The sequence below is a fragment of the Massilia luteola genome, from assembly GCF_034420155.1.
GTDB classification, from domain to species: domain Bacteria; phylum Pseudomonadota; class Gammaproteobacteria; order Burkholderiales; family Burkholderiaceae_D; genus Telluria; species Telluria luteola.
In genome coordinates this window covers 1-14,640 of record NZ_JAXOFN010000007.1, presented here as the reverse complement: position 1 = coordinate 14,640, position 14,640 = coordinate 1, and the positions used below count along the sequence as shown (strand labels likewise).

At 63.0% G+C, this 14,640-nt stretch carries 11 protein-coding genes; 3 read left to right on the top strand and 8 right to left on the bottom strand.

The features are described 5' to 3' along the window. Nucleotides 1-41: 41 nt before the first annotated feature. From U9J41_RS10090 to U9J41_RS10060, 7 genes are all read right to left on the bottom strand, one after another. Nucleotides 42-2,108, bottom strand: coding sequence for a M13 family metallopeptidase (locus U9J41_RS10090; RefSeq protein ID WP_322402064.1), 2,067 nt, complete (start codon nt 2,106-2,108; stop codon nt 42-44). A 100-nt stretch (nt 2,109-2,208) separates the two neighbouring features. After that, nucleotides 2,209-4,206: a M13 family metallopeptidase gene (locus tag U9J41_RS10085; protein WP_322402224.1), complete on the bottom strand. Its 1,998-nt coding sequence runs from the start codon at nt 4,204-4,206 to the stop codon at nt 2,209-2,211. A 130-nt stretch (nt 4,207-4,336) separates the two neighbouring features. After that, nucleotides 4,337-4,462, bottom strand: coding sequence for a hypothetical protein (locus tag U9J41_RS10080; protein WP_322402063.1), 126 nt, complete (start codon nt 4,460-4,462; stop codon nt 4,337-4,339). A 132-nt stretch (nt 4,463-4,594) separates the two neighbouring features. Continuing rightward, nucleotides 4,595-5,197, bottom strand: coding sequence for a Spy/CpxP family protein refolding chaperone (locus U9J41_RS10075; RefSeq protein ID WP_322402062.1), 603 nt, complete (start codon nt 5,195-5,197; stop codon nt 4,595-4,597). Between the two features lie 257 nt (nt 5,198-5,454). Next, nucleotides 5,455-6,495, bottom strand: coding sequence for a bifunctional UDP-4-keto-pentose/UDP-xylose synthase (locus tag U9J41_RS10070; protein ID WP_322402061.1), 1,041 nt, complete (start codon nt 6,493-6,495; stop codon nt 5,455-5,457). After that, nucleotides 6,492-7,505, bottom strand: coding sequence for an NAD-dependent epimerase/dehydratase family protein (locus U9J41_RS10065; protein ID WP_322402060.1), 1,014 nt, complete (start codon nt 7,503-7,505; stop codon nt 6,492-6,494). Before U9J41_RS10065 ends, U9J41_RS10070 begins: the two co-directional genes overlap by 4 nt. Next, entirely contained in the window at nt 7,502-8,869 is a 1,368-nt protein-coding gene (locus U9J41_RS10060) for a UDP-glucose dehydrogenase family protein (protein WP_322402059.1), read from the bottom strand. The genes U9J41_RS10065 and U9J41_RS10060 overlap by 4 nt, the downstream gene beginning before the upstream one ends. A 254-nt stretch (nt 8,870-9,123) precedes the next feature. On the opposite strand from U9J41_RS10060, the gene U9J41_RS10055 reads away from it, so the two are divergent. The 3 genes from U9J41_RS10055 to U9J41_RS10045 all read left to right on the top strand — a co-directional run bounded on the left by U9J41_RS10055 (nt 9,124) and on the right by U9J41_RS10045 (nt 13,093). Further along, nucleotides 9,124-10,329 (top strand): glycosyltransferase family 4 protein, encoded by a 1,206-nt coding sequence (locus tag U9J41_RS10055; protein WP_322402058.1) that lies wholly within the window; start codon nt 9,124-9,126, stop codon nt 10,327-10,329. A gap of 82 nt (nt 10,330-10,411) precedes the next feature. After that, entirely contained in the window at nt 10,412-11,839 is a 1,428-nt protein-coding gene (locus U9J41_RS10050) for a S41 family peptidase (protein WP_322402057.1), read from the top strand. Nucleotides 11,840-11,971: 132 nt separating this feature from the next. After that, nucleotides 11,972-13,093: a beta-ketoacyl-ACP synthase III gene (locus U9J41_RS10045; RefSeq protein WP_322402056.1), complete on the top strand. Its 1,122-nt coding sequence runs from the start codon at nt 11,972-11,974 to the stop codon at nt 13,091-13,093. 155 nt (nt 13,094-13,248) lie between these two features. On the opposite strand, the gene U9J41_RS10040 is transcribed toward U9J41_RS10045, so the two are convergent. Next, nucleotides 13,249-14,574, bottom strand: coding sequence for an ISNCY family transposase (locus tag U9J41_RS10040; protein ID WP_322402055.1), 1,326 nt, complete (start codon nt 14,572-14,574; stop codon nt 13,249-13,251). Between the last annotated feature and the right edge of the window lie 66 nt (nt 14,575-14,640).

The window sequence follows — 14,640 nt, the reverse complement described above, 5'->3', positions numbered from 1 at the left end:
ACATGTATCGTCCATTGACGCGCCGGTTGAACGCTACGCGCTTACCAGATGATCACGCGGTCCTGCGGCGCCAGATACATCTTGTCGCCCTGCTTGACCTTGAAGGCGTCGTAGAAGCCCGGCTGGTTGCGCAGCGTGCCGTTGGCGCGGAACTGGCCCGGCGAGTGCGGGTCGACCTTCACCTGGACGATCTGCTGCTGCTCGCGCATCTTCGTGCGCCACACCTGCGCCCACCCCATGTACAGGCGCTGCTCGCCGGAGAGGCCGTCGATCACCGGCGCCTTCTTGCCCTTCAACGAAATCTTGTAGGCCTTGTAGGCGATGGCGAGACCCGAGTTGTCGGCGATGTTCTCGCCCAGCGTCAGTTCGCCGTTCACGTGGTAGCCCTTGATCGGCTCGAACTGGTTGTACTGGTTGACCAGCATCTGCGTCTTGGCCTTGAAGTTCTTGTGGTCGGACTCGGTCCACCAGTCGCGCAGGTTGCCGTCGCCGTCGTACTGGGCGCCCTGGTCGTCGAAACCGTGGCTGATTTCGTGGCCGATCACGGCGCCGATGCCGCCGTAGTTGACCGCGTCATCCGCGTTGGCGTCGAAGAACGGCGGTTGCAGGATCGCGGCCGGGAACACGATCTCGTTCATCTCCGGGTTGTAGTAGGCGTTGATGGTCTGCGGCGTCATGCCCCACTCGTCGCGGTCGATCGGCTTGCCCAGCTTGTTCAGTTCGCGGTTGTATTCGACGTCGTGCGAACGCATCACGTTGCCCACCAGGTCGTCACGCGACACCATCAGGGCCGAGTAATCCTTCCACTTGTTCGGGTAGCCGATCTTGGGCATGAACTTGGCCAGCTTGGCCTGCGCTTCCTTCTTGGTGGCCGGCGACATCCAATCCAGCTTGTCGATGCTCTGCTTGTACGCGGCCAGCAGGTTCTTGACCAGCGCTTCCATGCGCGCCTTGCGCGCCGGCGGGAAGTATTCGGCGACGTACAGCTTGCCCAGCGACTCGCCCTGCGAGCGCTCGATCGCGCCCACGCCACGCTTCCAGCGCGGTTCCATCTCCTTCACGCCCGACAGGGTCTTGCCGTAGAAGTCGAAGCGCTCGTCGACGAAGGCCTTGTTCAGGTAGTTCGCGTAGCCGTCCACCAGGTGCATGGTCAGATAGGCCTTCCAGGTATCCAGCGGGGTCTTGTTCGAGATCTCGGCGAAGCCCTTCAGGTAGGTCGGCTGGCTGACGATCACATACGTCGTCTTGCCGGCGATGCCGGTGGCCTGCAGGTAGCTGTTCCAGTCGTAGTCCGGGGCCACCTTGGCCATGTCGGCCAGCGCCACCTTGTTGTAGGCCTTGATCGGGTCGCGCAGTTCGACCTTGGTCCACTGCGCCTTGGCCAGTTCCGTCTCGAAGTCGACGATCGCCTTCGCGCTGGCGGCGGCGTTCTTGTCGCCGGCCATGGCCAGGACCTTCTCGACGTGGGTCAGGTACTTGGCCTTGGCATCGGCCAGCTTGGCATCGTCAGGCTTCAGGTAGTAGTCGCGGTCGGGCATGCCCAGGCCGCTCTGGGAGATGTCGGCGACGTACTTCGTCGAATCCTTGTTGTCCTGATGGATGCCGAAATCGTAGGGCACGTTCACGCCGATCTTGCCCAGGTGCGCCAGCAGCGCGGGCAGCTCGGACTTGTCCTTCAGCGCGGCGATTTTCGCCAGCTCGCCGTTCAGTGGGGTGATGCCCAGCTGCTCCAGCTTCGCTTCGTCCATGAAGCTGGCGTAGTAGTCGCCGATGCGCTGGGCGTCGGTGCCCTTGGCCGGGTTGCCCGCGGCGGATTTCTCGATGATGCCGCGCAGCTGCGGCAGCGTGTCGTCGCGCAGCTTGGCGAACGAGCCCCAGCTCGACTTGTCGGCCGGGATCTCGACCGTCTTCATCCACTTGCCGTTCAGGTAATCGTAGAAATCGTCCTGCGGGCGCACCGCCGGATCGATGTACTCGGTGGCGACGCCTGCGGTCAAGGTCTGGCCCTTCTTGACGGCCGTGTTCTTCGCAGCGGCGCCTTCCGCCGCATGGCCGGCGTTGGCAAACAGCGCCAGGGTCAGGGCGCTCAACAAATAGTGCTTCTTCATCTCTTCATCTCCCTCGGGTTGTTATGGGTGGGATGGTGGGTCGGCGGGGATACCGCCGTCCCGGATTATCGCTGATGGCGATGCTTTTGTTACTGAATCGTTACCAGATCGTGACGCGCTGCTCCGGCGGCAGGTACATCTTGTCGCCTTCCTTCACGCCGAACGCCTCGTAGAACGCGGCCTGGTTGCGCAGCGTGCCGTTCGCGCGGAACCGCGCCGGCGAATGCGGATCGGTCTTGACCTGCACGATCTGCTGGGCCTCGCGCATCTTCGAGCGCCAGACCTGGCCGAAGCCCATGAAGAAGCGCTGGTCGCCGGTGAGGCCGTCGATGACGGGCGCCGGCTGGCCGTGCAGCGAGATCCGGTAGGCTTTATAGGCGATCGTCAGGCCGGCGTTGTCGCCGATGTTTTCGCCCAGCGTGAGGGCGCCGTTGACGTGGTAGCCCGGGATCGGCTCGAACGCGTCGTACTGCTTGACCAGCATGTCGGTCCTGGCCTTGAAGCGCGCCCTGTCCTCGGCCGTCCACCAGTCGCGCAGGTTGCCGTCGCCGTCGGACTGGCTGCCCTTGTCGTCGAAACCGTGGCCGATTTCGTGGCCGATCACGGCGCCGATCGCACCATAGTTCGCGGCGTCGTCCGCCTTCGCGTCGAAGAACGGCGGCTGCAGGATCGCGGCCGGGAACACGATCTCGTTCATGCGCGAGTTGTAGTAGGCGTTCACCGTCTGCGGCGTCATGCCCCACTCTTCGCGGTCGATCGGCTTGCCCAGCTTGTCGATGTTGCGGTTGTAGGCGAAGACCGCGGCGCGTTCGACGTTGCCGACCAGGTCGTCATGCTTGACCGCCAGGCGCGCATAGTCGCGCCACTTGTTCGGGTAGCCGATCTTGGGCGTGAACTTCGCCAGCTTGGCCTGCGCTTCCTGCTTCGTCTCCGGCCCCATCCAGTCGAGATGGTCGATCGATTCGCGGTAGGCGGCCAGCACGTTCTTGACCAGTTCCTCCATGCGCGCCTTGCGCTCCGGCGGGAAGTACCTGGCCACGTATTCGCGGCCCAGCGCTTCTCCGATCGCGCCTTCGACGACGGACACGCCGATCTTCCAGCGCGGACGGTTGACGTCCACGCCCGTCAGCGTCCTGCCGTAGAAATCGAAGTCCTCGTCGACGAACGCCTTCGACAGGTAAGGCGCGTATTCGCGCAGCAGCTGCCATTGGAAGTAGGCCTTGACGGTCTCGAGGTCCGTGTCCGCGAGGAGCTGGTCCAGGGCTTGCAGATAGCCCGGCTGGCCGACGATCACGTAATCGACCTTGTTGCCCACGCCGGCGGCGCCCAGCGCCGTCTTCCAGTCGTAGCCCGGCGTCAACGCGGTGAGCTGGGCCACGTCCATCCTGTTGTAGTTCTTGTTCGGGTCGCGCAGTTCGACCTTCGTCCACTGCGCCTTCGCCAGTCCGGTCTCGAACGCGACGATGGCCCGGGCCTTCGCTTCCGCGTCCTTGTCGCCGGCCAGCTGCAGGATCTTCGCGACGTGCGCTTGATACTTCGCCTTGGTGGCGGCCAGTTTGACGTCGTCGGCCTTCAGGTAGTAGTCGCGGTCCGGCATGCCGAGGCCGCCCTGGCGGATGTAGACGGCGTATCGGGTGGACGCTTTCGCGTCCTGCGACACGCCGATGCCGTACGGGGTCGCGACGCCGATCTTCGACAAGTGCGCGATCAGGCCCGGCACGCCCTTCTTGTCCTTCAGCGTGCGGATACGGGCGAGCTCGCCCGTCAGCGGCTTGTAGCCCAGCGTCTCCAGCTTCTTCTCGTCCATGAAGCTCGCGTACAGGTCGGCGATCTTCTGCGCGTCGGTGCCGGCCTTCTTGTGCGGATCCTTCTGGTCGGCTTCGATGATGCCGAGGAGCTGCGGTTGCGTGTCCTCGCGCAGCTTCATGAAGGCGCCCCAGCTCGCACGATCCGCGGGGATGTCGGTCGTCTTGAGCCACTTGCCGTTCAGGTAAGCGAAGAAATCGTCCTGCACGCGCACGCTCGGGTCGATGTATTGCGTGTCGATGCCGGAACGGTCCGTCGACGCGGCGCCCGCGGATGCGCAGGCGGCCAGCATGGACAGGGTCAGGGTACTCAACAGGTATCGTTTCACGGAATTCCTTGGTCAGGCGGGAACAGAGCGGCTTGTGGCCATCGGCGAATGTAACACAGCCGGGTTTGCCAAATCCGGGCCGGTTGGGCATCCGCTACATCTTCATGTCGCAGCGCGTGAAGGAGTCGGTGACTGGGGGAGGATTCTGGCCGGATCCGGCCGATGCGTGTCCCGCCGTGCCGGGCGAGGCCAGGCAGGCGGTCGGGATCGGTATGCTCATGGCTATCGTTGTGATCGGTTTCGGCGGCAGTGGTTGCTGCATTGCTGCCTAGATAAAACCAATTCTAGCGGGGAAGGATAGCCAAAATACAGATCGCTGAGGATTTTTACTTAACGATACATGGTATGCATGTCAGCCGCCGAAATTGATCGACGCGCCACCAGGACTGCCCATGCCGCCCATGCCGCCGCCACCCATGCCACCCTCCATGCCGCCGCGGCCACGGCCGTGGCCGCCCATACCGCCCGGACGTCCGCCGCTGCCCCGTTCGCCGCCGCGCTCCCCGCCCGGATGGCCGTCCGGCACGACGCGCATCAATTGTTCGCCGACGAAGGTCACCACTTGTGCGCGCTGCTTGTCGTCGAGCGCGTCGTTCACTTCCAGCCAGGCTTCGCGCAATTGCTTGTCCTCGGCAGTCGTCGCCGTCGCTTCCGCGTCGACGGCCCGGTTCAGGTCGCGCAATTCGACGTCCGGCCTCGCCAGCAGCGTCCTGGCCTGCTCCTGCAGCGCCTCGCGGCGGCGCTGGCGCTCGCGCAGGATGGAACGTGAACGGCCTTCCATCTGATTCCACAACGTCTGCTGGTTCGGCGTCAGGTTCAGGGATTTCTTGACGTCGGTGGACATGAACAGCAAGTCGTCGACGCGCATGTCCATCAGGGGCACGGCGAACGAAGGGGCGGCGCTGCCGATGGCAAGCGCAAACAGACAGGCGCGGGCAAACCGAGGCGTAATCATCGAGGCACTCCAGGCATAAAAAAGCCCACGGTGGGGACCGTGGGCGAAGACCACTTCAAGAGTGGAGAGAGAGAAAAACTGATAAGGACTATATGCCCCTCTCCCCACCCTGTCCGGGCACTTTACAAATACTTACCTGCTGTTTGGCGCGGGATACAAGGATTTACAGGAACCTTCAATTCGTATGTACGCACCCGGACCACGCCAATAAAAAAGGCTGCCGCAGCAGCCTTTCCAGGATCGATACCGTTCGAGGATCAGGTATTGAGCTGTTCCGCGTCGCCCAGCTTGTCCTTGTACGAATCGAAGATCTTGACGAGCGCGTCGCGCATCGTGACTTGCGGCTTCCAGCCCAGTTCGGAGACCGTGTTTTCGATCTTCGGCACGCGGTTCTGCACGTCCTGGTAGCCGACGCCGTAGTACGCACCCGAGCTCGTCTCGACCAGTTTCACCTGCTTGGCCGTGTCGCGGTATTCCGGATACTCGGCGGCCAGGTCCAGCATCATGCCGGCCAGTTCGCGGATCGAGTAGTTATTGGTCGGGTTGCCGACGTTGAAGATCTTGCCCGTCGCACGACCGTCCTTGTTCTCGATGATGCGCATCAGCGCGTCGATGCCGTCGTCGACATAGGTGAACGAACGCTTCTGCTGGCCGCCGTCGACCAGCTGGATCGGTTCGCCGCGCACGATGTGGCCCAGGAACTGGGTCAGCACGCGCGAAGAGCCTTCCTTCGGCGTGTGGATCGAATCCAGGCCGGCGCCGATCCAGTTGAACGGACGGAACAGCGTGAAATTCAGGCCTTCCATGCCGTAGCCCCAGATCACGCGGTCCATCAGCTGCTTGGCGCAGGCGTAGATCCAGCGCGGCTTGTTGATCGGGCCGTAGACCAGTTCCGAGTTCTCCGGATCGAATTCCGAGTCCGGGCTCATGCCGTAGACTTCCGACGTCGACGGGAAGATCAGGTGCTTTTTATATTTTGCGGCCGAGCGGACGATCGGCAGGTTCGCCTCGAAGTCCAGTTCGAAGACGCGCAGCGGCTCCTTCACATAGGTCGACGGCGTCGCGATCGCCACCAGGGGCAGGATCACGTCGCACTTCTTGACGTGGTACTCGACCCATTCCTTGTTGATGGTGATGTCGCCTTCGAAAAAGTGCATGCGCGGATTGCCGAGCAGATCGGTGATCCGCTCGGAATTCATATCCATGCCATACACTTCCCAATCGGTCGTCTCCAGGATGCGCTTGGAGAGATGGTGGCCGATAAAACCGTTGACGCCGAGGATGAGGACTTTTTTCATTTCAGATAGGAAACATTTTCACGTATCGCCCGATTATACCACCGCGCAAATTCACGCAAGCCCGCCTCCAATGACGTCGTGGGTTTGTAACCGACCCACGCCTGCAGCTTGCTGGTATCGGCGTGCGTCGCCGGCACGTCGCCCGGCTGCATCGGCTGGAAATCCAGCGTCGCCTTGACGTCGAGCGCCTCTTCCAGCGTGCGAATGAAATCCAGCACCTGCACCGGCGTCTGGTTGCCGATGTTGAAGATGGCGTGCGGCGGTTTGCCTGCCGGCGTGGTCGGCTTGAACAGCAACCGTACGACGCCTTCGACGATGTCGTCGATATAGGTGAAGTCGCGGTACAGCTTGCCTTCGGCGAAGACGGGAATCGCCTCGCCCGCCAGCATCTTGCGCGCGAAGCTGAAATACGCCATGTCCGGGCGGCCCCACGGACCGTACACCGTGAAGAAGCGCAGGCCGGTGGTCGGAATACCGTACAGGTGGCTGTACGAATGGGCCATCAGCTCGTTCGATTTCTTCGTCGCGGCGTACAGCGACACCGGCGCGTCGGTCACGTCGTCCTCGCTGAACGGCGTCTTGGCGTTGGCGCCGTAGACGCTGCTGCTGCTGGCGTACAGCAGGTGCTCCACCTTGTGGTTGCGGCAGGCTTCCAGCATGTGGCCGAAGGCGACGAGGTTCGCCTGGACGTAGGCGGCCGGGTTCTTCAGCGAATAGCGCACGCCGGCCTGGGCGGCCAGGTGCACGACGAGCGCCGGTTTGACGCGCTCGAACAGCGCGGCCACCTGGTCGCCATCGCTCAGCTCGACGGTCTCGCACGGCACGCCGGCCGGTTTCAACAGGGCCTCGACGCGATGATGCTTCAGCGCCGGATCGTAGTAATCATTGAAATTGTCGCAGCCGACCACGGTATGACCCATGGCGGTCAGGCGCACCGCCACCGCGCTGCCGATGAAGCCGGCGGCGCCGGTGACGAGGATCGTGCCTTTGTTACTGACCGCTGCCGTCATTGCTCGACTTTCCCGGAACGGCGACCGATGCCTTCGTAGACGAGGCCGGCGGCGCCGAAGGCTTCCGGATCATAGATGTTGCGGCCGTCGAACACGGCCTTCATTTTCAGGTTCTCGGCCAGGAACGGCAGGTCCGGCGCGCGGAATTCCTTCCATTCCGTGACCAGCACGAGCACGTCCGCGCCTTCGACGGCCTGGCGGGCCGACGGGACGATGCGCAGGCGGGCATTGCACACGCTCTCGCCATGCTCGGCCAGCAGCACGCGTCCGGCTTCCTCGCTGGCGACCGGATCGTAGGCGATCACGTTGGCGCCGGCGTCGAACAGCGACTTGATCAGGATGCGGCTCGGCGCCTCGCGCATGTCGTCCGTGTTCGGCTTGAACGACAGGCCCCACAGGGCGATCGTCTTGCCGTTCAAGCCTTGTTCGCCGCCGAAGAAACGCGCCAGCTTCGTGAACAGCACGTTTTTCTGGGCGTCGTTGACCTTCTCGGTCGCGGTCAGCATGTGCAGCGGCTGCGCGTGGTCGGATGCCGTCTTGATCAGCGCCTTGACGTCTTTCGGGAAGCAGGAACCGCCATAGCCCATGCCCGCGTACAGGAAATCCGGACCGATGCGCGGGTCCATGCCGATGCCCAGGCGCACGGCTTCGATGTCGGCGCCCAGCAGTTCGGACAGGTTCGCCAGCTCGTTCATGAAGCTGATGCGGGTGGCCAGCATCGCGTTCGCGGCATACTTGGTCAGCTCGGCGCTGCGGATGTCCATCTCGACGAATTTCTCGTGGTTGCGGCTGAACGGTGCGTACAGCTGGCGCATCTGCTTGCCCGCGTCGGCATCGTCGAAGCCGACCACGATGCGGTCCGGCTTCATGAAGTCGTCGATCGCGGCGCCTTCCTTCAGGAATTCGGGGTTGCTGACGACGTGGAACGCGACGTTCACGCCGCGCTTCTCGAGTTCGCCGGCAATGGCGCGCTTGACCTTTTCCGCGGTACCGACGGGCACGGTCGACTTGTCGACGATCACGGCCGGCTTCGTCAGGCGTTCGCCGATACTGCGCGCGGCCGACAGGATGTGGGTCAGGTCTGCGCTGCCGTCCTCGTCCGGCGGCGTGCCGACGGCCAGGAAGATGATGTCGGCGTGGCTGACGGCGTCGTCGTAGTTCGACGAGAACAGCAGGCGGCCGGCGGCGGCGTTGCGCTGGACGAGGTTGTCCAGGCCGGGTTCGTGGATCGGGATGATCCCGTCCTTCAACATCGTGATCTTGCGCGTATCGACGTCCAGGCACAGCACGGTGTTGCCGACGTCGGCGAAGCATGCGCCAGACACCAGTCCGACGTAACCAGTCCCGATAACTGAAATTTTCATAATCTCTACAGATTGAGGTGTTGGACCATGGGACGCCCGCGCTGCATGCCGGTTCGCCTCATGAGGGAGTGGGCCGGAGGACTTGCCGCCGGGCTAAAAACTAGACGAATTTATCATAGATTTCTGACGAGCACGCTACGCGAGTTACATTTTTGCCATTAAACTATGGCATGTTCCGCTAGAAAATACAGGTAATTGCAATCTATTACATAATAGATGCTACGCTCTGCCCTTCCGCTCCGCGAAGATCGTCGATGAAGCTCCTTACATTCAGTTCCCTGTTCCCGAATACGGTCAAACCCAGCCACGGCATCTTTGTCGAGACCCGCTTGCGCTACCTGCTCGCCAGCGGCCAGGTCGAATCGAAGGTCGTCGCGCCGGTGCCCTGGTTCCCGTCGCAGAATCCGCGCTTCGGCGACTACGCGGCCTTTTCCAAGGTGCCGGCGACGGAAACCCGCTACGGCATCGACGTCACGCACCCCCGCTACCTCGTCATTCCCAAGGTCGGGATGACGGCGGCGCCGTGGCTGATGGCCCAGGCCTGCAAGAAAGAGATCGGACGCATCATCGACGAGGGCTATGACTTCGACGTCATCGATGCGCACTACTTTTATCCGGACGGCGTCGCCGCAGTGATGCTGGGCAAGTATTTCAATAAGCCCGTCGTGATCACGGCCCGCGGTACCGACATTAACCTGATTCCGCAGTACGCGCTGCCCAGAAAGCAACTCATGTGGGCGGCAAACAACGCCACCGGCATGATCACGGTGTGCAACGCGCTGCGCGACGAAATGATCGGCCTCGGCATTTCCGGCGAGCGCATCGTCGCCCTGCGCAACGGCGTCGACCTGCAGCGATTCGTGCCCATGGACCGGGCCGCGGCGCGCACCCAGCTGGGGATGGACGGCTTTACCGTCATCTCCGTCGGCGTGCTCGACCCGCGCAAGGCGCACGACCTCACGATCGGCGCGCTGCCGATGTTGCCGGACGTAAAACTGCTGATCGCCGGCATCGGGCCGGAGCGCAAGAAGCTGGAAGCGCTCGCCGCCAGCCTGGGCGTCACCGACCGCGTGAAATTCCTCGGCGCGGTCCCCCAGACCGAGCTCAAGCATTATTACAACGCGGCCGACGCGATGGTCCTCGCCTCCAGCCGCGAAGGCTGGGCCAACGTGTTACTCGAATCGATGGCCTGCGGCACGCCGGTCGTCGCAAGCAACGTCTGGGGCACGCCGGAAGTGGTGGCCGCGCCGGAAGCGGGCGTGCTGATGAAGGAACGCACGGCCAAGGGCATCGCCGACGCGCTGACGGCACTGCGCCGCGATTACCCGGACCACGCCGCCACCCGCCGCTATGCCGAGGGTTTCAGCTGGGACGACACGACCAACGGCCAGTTGACGTTGTTTTCGCGCATCATCAATAGCCGCGGCGCCTTGCCGGCCGGCCAGCGCGCCGTCGCCTGACGGTCTTCCTGCGCACCTGGGCACCACGCCCGGGCCGCGGGACGGTTATACTGGTCCGCAGTTCCCTTCTCGCTCCATCCACATGCGCTCCAGCTTCAAGAACGTCGCCCTGGTCACCCTCGGCGTGGTCCTCGGGATCGGCGTCACGATGCAATACTCGGCCCTGGCGAACAAGCCGGTCGCCGGCATGCCCATCGAGGGCCTGCACCAGCTGGCCCATGCCTACAACACGATCAAGGCCGACTATGTCGAGCCGGTCGAGGACCGCAAGCTGCTCACGCAAGCCATTTCCGGCATGGTCGGCGCGCTCGACCCGCACTCGGCCTACCTGGACCGCAAGGCCTACCGCGAACTGCGCGAAGGGACCGAAGGCAAATTCGTCGGCCTCGGCATCGAGATCAACCAGAGCGAGGAAGGCTATGTGCGCATCGTCACCCCGATCGAGGACGCGCCGGCCGCCCGCGCCGGCATCCGGGCCGGCGATCTGATCACGCACGTCGACGGCGCGGCGGTCAAGGACATGGACCTGGACGAGGCCATCAAGCGCATGCGCGGCGAGCCGCACACGAAGGTCGTGCTGACGGTGCTGCGCAAGGACGCGCCGGCGCCGCTGTCGTTCACGATCGTGCGCGACGAGATCGTGCAGAAGAGCGTCAAGGGCAAGATCGTCGCGCCCGGCTACGCCTGGGTGCGCATCTCGCAGTTTCAGGAACCGACCGTCGACGACCTCGCCACCAAACTGGCCGCGCTGGCGCAGCAAGAACCGAACCTGAAAGGGGTCGTGCTCGACCTGCGCAACGACCCGGGCGGCCTGCTGCAGGGTGCGATCGGCGTGGCGGCCGCCTTCCTGCCGAAGAATGCCGAGATCGTCTCGACGAACGGCCAGCTGGAAGATTCGAAGGCGCGGTTCTACGGCAGCCCCGAGTACTACCTGCTCAGCCGCGGCAACGATCCGCTCGACAAGGTGCCGGACCTGTATAAAACCATTCCGATGGTCGTGCTGGTGAACACGGGGTCCGCCTCGGCGTCGGAAATCGTCGCCGGCGCCCTGCAGGACCATAAACGCGCCGCCATCGTCGGCAGCCAGACGTTCGGCAAGGGCTCGGTGCAGACGATCCGCCCGCTGGCCGGCGACACCGCGGTGAAACTCACGACGGCGCGCTATTACACGCCCAGCGGCCGCTCGATCCAGGCGCGCGGCATCGTGCCCGACATCCCCGTCGACGAGAACGCCGACGGCGACGGCCTGAACGCCCTGCGCATGCGCGAGGCCGACCTGCAGCACCACCTCAAGAACGACACCAGCCACGCGCCCGAGGATGCGACGAACCACGACGACATCGAAGAGCAGATGCGCATCCTGGCTGCCGAGCGCACCCGCAAGCCGCTCGAATTCGGCAGCGCCGACGATTTCCAGCTGACCCAGGCGCTGCATCACCTGCAGGGCTTGCCGGTGCAGTTGTCCAAGCGCGCATCGCCGCCCGCCTCGCTCGCACAACAAGCCCACTGATTTCCCACAACGCCTGTACTGACGGGCTTCCTGTCGAGTGGGCCCTCGGTTCCCACCGTCAGTACGATTGTGTAGAATCGCCTGATTCCCGGGGTGTTGCCTCCCGTTATTGTCTATGAAAGTCTGTCAATCATGAAACCTGTCGTCATCAGCGGCACCGGCCTGTTCACGCCACCGAATTCGATCTCCAACGATGAGCTGGTGACGGCCTTCAATGCCTACGTCGAGCTGTTCAACGCCGAGCACGCCGATAAGATCGCGGCCGGCGACGTGACCGCGCTGGAGCCGTCCAGCAGTGCCTTCATCGAAAAGGCGTCGGGCATCAAGTCGCGCTATGTGATGGACAAGGCCGGCATCCTCGATCCGATCCACATGACGCCGCGCATCAAGGAGCGTGCCGACGAGGAACTGTCGCTGCAGGCCGAGATCTGCATCGCCGCCGCGCGCCAGGCCCTCGCGCGCGCGGGCCGCACGCCGGCCGATATCGACATGGTCCTGGTCGCGGCCAGCAATATGCAGCGCGCCTACCCGGCGATGGCAGTCGAGGTGCAGGACGCGCTCGGCATCGACGGTTATGGCTTCGACATGAACGTGGCCTGCTCGTCCGCCACCTTCGCGATCCAGACCGCGGCGGCGGCCGTCCAGACGGGCCAGGCGCGCGCGGTGCTCGTGCTGGATCCGGAAATCACGAGCGCCCACCTGAACTTCCGCGACCGCGACAGCCATTTCATCTTCGGCGACGCGTGCACGGCCATGGTCATCGAGGCGGCGGAGACGGCCACGAGCGCGCACCAGTTCGAAATCCTCGACTCGAAACTCAAGACGAAGTTCTCGAACAATATCCGCAACAACTTCGGCTTCATGAACCGCTTTGACGAGGACGGCGTCGGCCAGGCCGACAAACTGTTCCGCCAGCAGGGCCGCAAGGTGTTCAAGGAAGTGTGCCCGATGGCGGCCGCGATGATCCGCACGACCGTCGAAGGCGCGGGCCTGCACATCGAGGACATCGCGCGCTTCTGGCTGCACCAGGCGAACCTGAGCATGAATCAGCTGATCACGCGCACCTTGCTGGGCCGCGACGCCACGCCCGAAGAGGCGCCGGTCATCCTCGACACGTACGCGAACACGTCGTCGGCCGGCTCGATCATCGCTTTCCACGCGTACCAGGACGACCTGACCAGCGGCAGCCATGGCGTCATCTGCTCGTTCGGCGCCGGCTATTCGATCGGCTGCGTCGTCGTGCGCAAATTGTAGGGTGGGCGGCCTCCGCCCACGCGTTGCGTCAGCACGGCGCGAACATCACGCCAACGCGGCGCAAACGTCACGCGTGGGCACGGCGTGCCCACCCTGTAAAGGCAAAGTTAAAATGTCCGCTTTGAGCAAAGTTGAAATGTCCGTCATGTGACATTTCAAATGCGCTTCTGAGCGGACGTTTTCCTTGCCGTCATCACCCCCTGCACGACGGCGGCGGCAACTCGATCTTCGCGGTAGTTGCGATTGCGTTTCTTCTTGTCGAGAGTTGCGTGCAGCGTTTTGCTATCCACGTCGACATCCTTCGCCCGCAGCGGTTGCTCCATACGGATATAGGCGAGCACGTTGCCGTTAGCGCGCATTTCAACTCGACCATCAGCATAGGTATGGATGTTGATGGACTGACCGATCAGCTTGCGAAGCTCAGGCTTATCGTCAAACCGATACGGTACGCCGCCGTGATGCAAGGTGAGTTTGGCGCTGAGTTTTCGGCTGTCGCAAATGGCCAGGATCAGATCCAGGTTGTAAGTTGAGTTAAGGGCGACATGCAGGTCAAGCGGATTGCCCGGCTCGACTGAAAAGCGTGCGTTGTAGTTCTGGATGAAATCACCGCACCAGGCGTTTGCGGTCTCGATGTCGTTGATGCCGTCCAGTCGCAAGGTTTTAACCAGACGGTCTTGCAACGTACGGTTAGCCCGCTCCACGCGGCCCTTCGCTTGAGGAGAGTTGGCACAGATTAGCTCGATGCCAAGTTCATCGAGCGCACGCTGGAACTGGGTCTTCGTCTGGTTCGTTGCTGATGGTGAGCGAAAGACCGCTGCACGGTCGGCATAGAACGCTTGCGGTCTGCCGTGCTGCTCGATGTATCGTCGAGTCGCCTCAAAATAGCTGGCCGTCGTTTCTGTCTCGGCAAAGTGCAGATGCTGAATCCTGCCCGTCGCATCGTCGATATACACTAGCAAGGTGCAAGCGTCGCCACGTTTCTCGAACCAGTGATGACGACTGCCGTCTATCTGGACCAACTCTCCGATGCACCGACGTCGTTCTCGCGGCTGATAAAGACGGCTCTTGTGGGCAGATTTCGTGACCCATAGCCCGGCCTTGATCATCAAGTTGCGCAGGGTTTCCTTCGACAGTTTCAAGCCATGCCGCTCGCGTAGTTGCTCGCAAGCCAGCGTCGGCCCAAAGTCGGCATAGTGATCACGTAGCAGTCCCAGCGCCTTCTGCGCCACCTCAGGCGCAAGCCGATTGTTGCTCGGCTTGCCCCGCTGCCTGGATATCATCCCGCTCTGGCCTTCTTGTTCAAAGCGTTTTTGAAGACGGCGTATTTGACGCGTCGTTATCCCCAGCCGCCTGGCCGCAATGACCGCCGTGATCTCGCCCTTGATACTGGCGCCGATGACCCCGGCGCGTTCCAACTCCTCCATCGTAATGCTCCCGATTTTTCCCACGCTCGACTCCAAACCGTTCGGAATCGACAGCATGAGCTATCTAGCAAAAGCGGACATTTCAACTTTGCTAAATGCGGACATTACAACTTTGCCCTAACA

Coding starts and splice junctions, on each gene's coding strand:
- U9J41_RS10090 (WP_322402064.1), bottom strand. CDS start 2,108: ATGAAGAAGCACTATTTGTTGAGCGCCCTGACCCTGGCGCTGTTTGCC.
- U9J41_RS10085 (WP_322402224.1), bottom strand. CDS start 4,206: ATGCTGGCCGCCTGCGCATCCGCGGGCGCCGCGTCGACGGACCGTTCC.
- U9J41_RS10080 (WP_322402063.1), bottom strand. CDS start 4,462: ATGAGCATACCGATCCCGACCGCCTGCCTGGCCTCGCCCGGCACGGCG.
- U9J41_RS10075 (WP_322402062.1), bottom strand. CDS start 5,197: ATGATTACGCCTCGGTTTGCCCGCGCCTGTCTGTTTGCGCTTGCCATC.
- U9J41_RS10070 (WP_322402061.1), bottom strand. CDS start 6,495: ATGAAAAAAGTCCTCATCCTCGGCGTCAACGGTTTTATCGGCCACCAT.
- U9J41_RS10065 (WP_322402060.1), bottom strand. CDS start 7,505: ATGACGGCAGCGGTCAGTAACAAAGGCACGATCCTCGTCACCGGCGCC.
- U9J41_RS10060 (WP_322402059.1), bottom strand. CDS start 8,869: ATGAAAATTTCAGTTATCGGGACTGGTTACGTCGGACTGGTGTCTGGC.
- U9J41_RS10055 (WP_322402058.1), top strand. CDS start 9,124: ATGAAGCTCCTTACATTCAGTTCCCTGTTCCCGAATACGGTCAAACCC.
- U9J41_RS10050 (WP_322402057.1), top strand. CDS start 10,412: ATGCGCTCCAGCTTCAAGAACGTCGCCCTGGTCACCCTCGGCGTGGTC.
- U9J41_RS10045 (WP_322402056.1), top strand. CDS start 11,972: ATGAAACCTGTCGTCATCAGCGGCACCGGCCTGTTCACGCCACCGAAT.
- U9J41_RS10040 (WP_322402055.1), bottom strand. CDS start 14,574: ATGCTGTCGATTCCGAACGGTTTGGAGTCGAGCGTGGGAAAAATCGGG.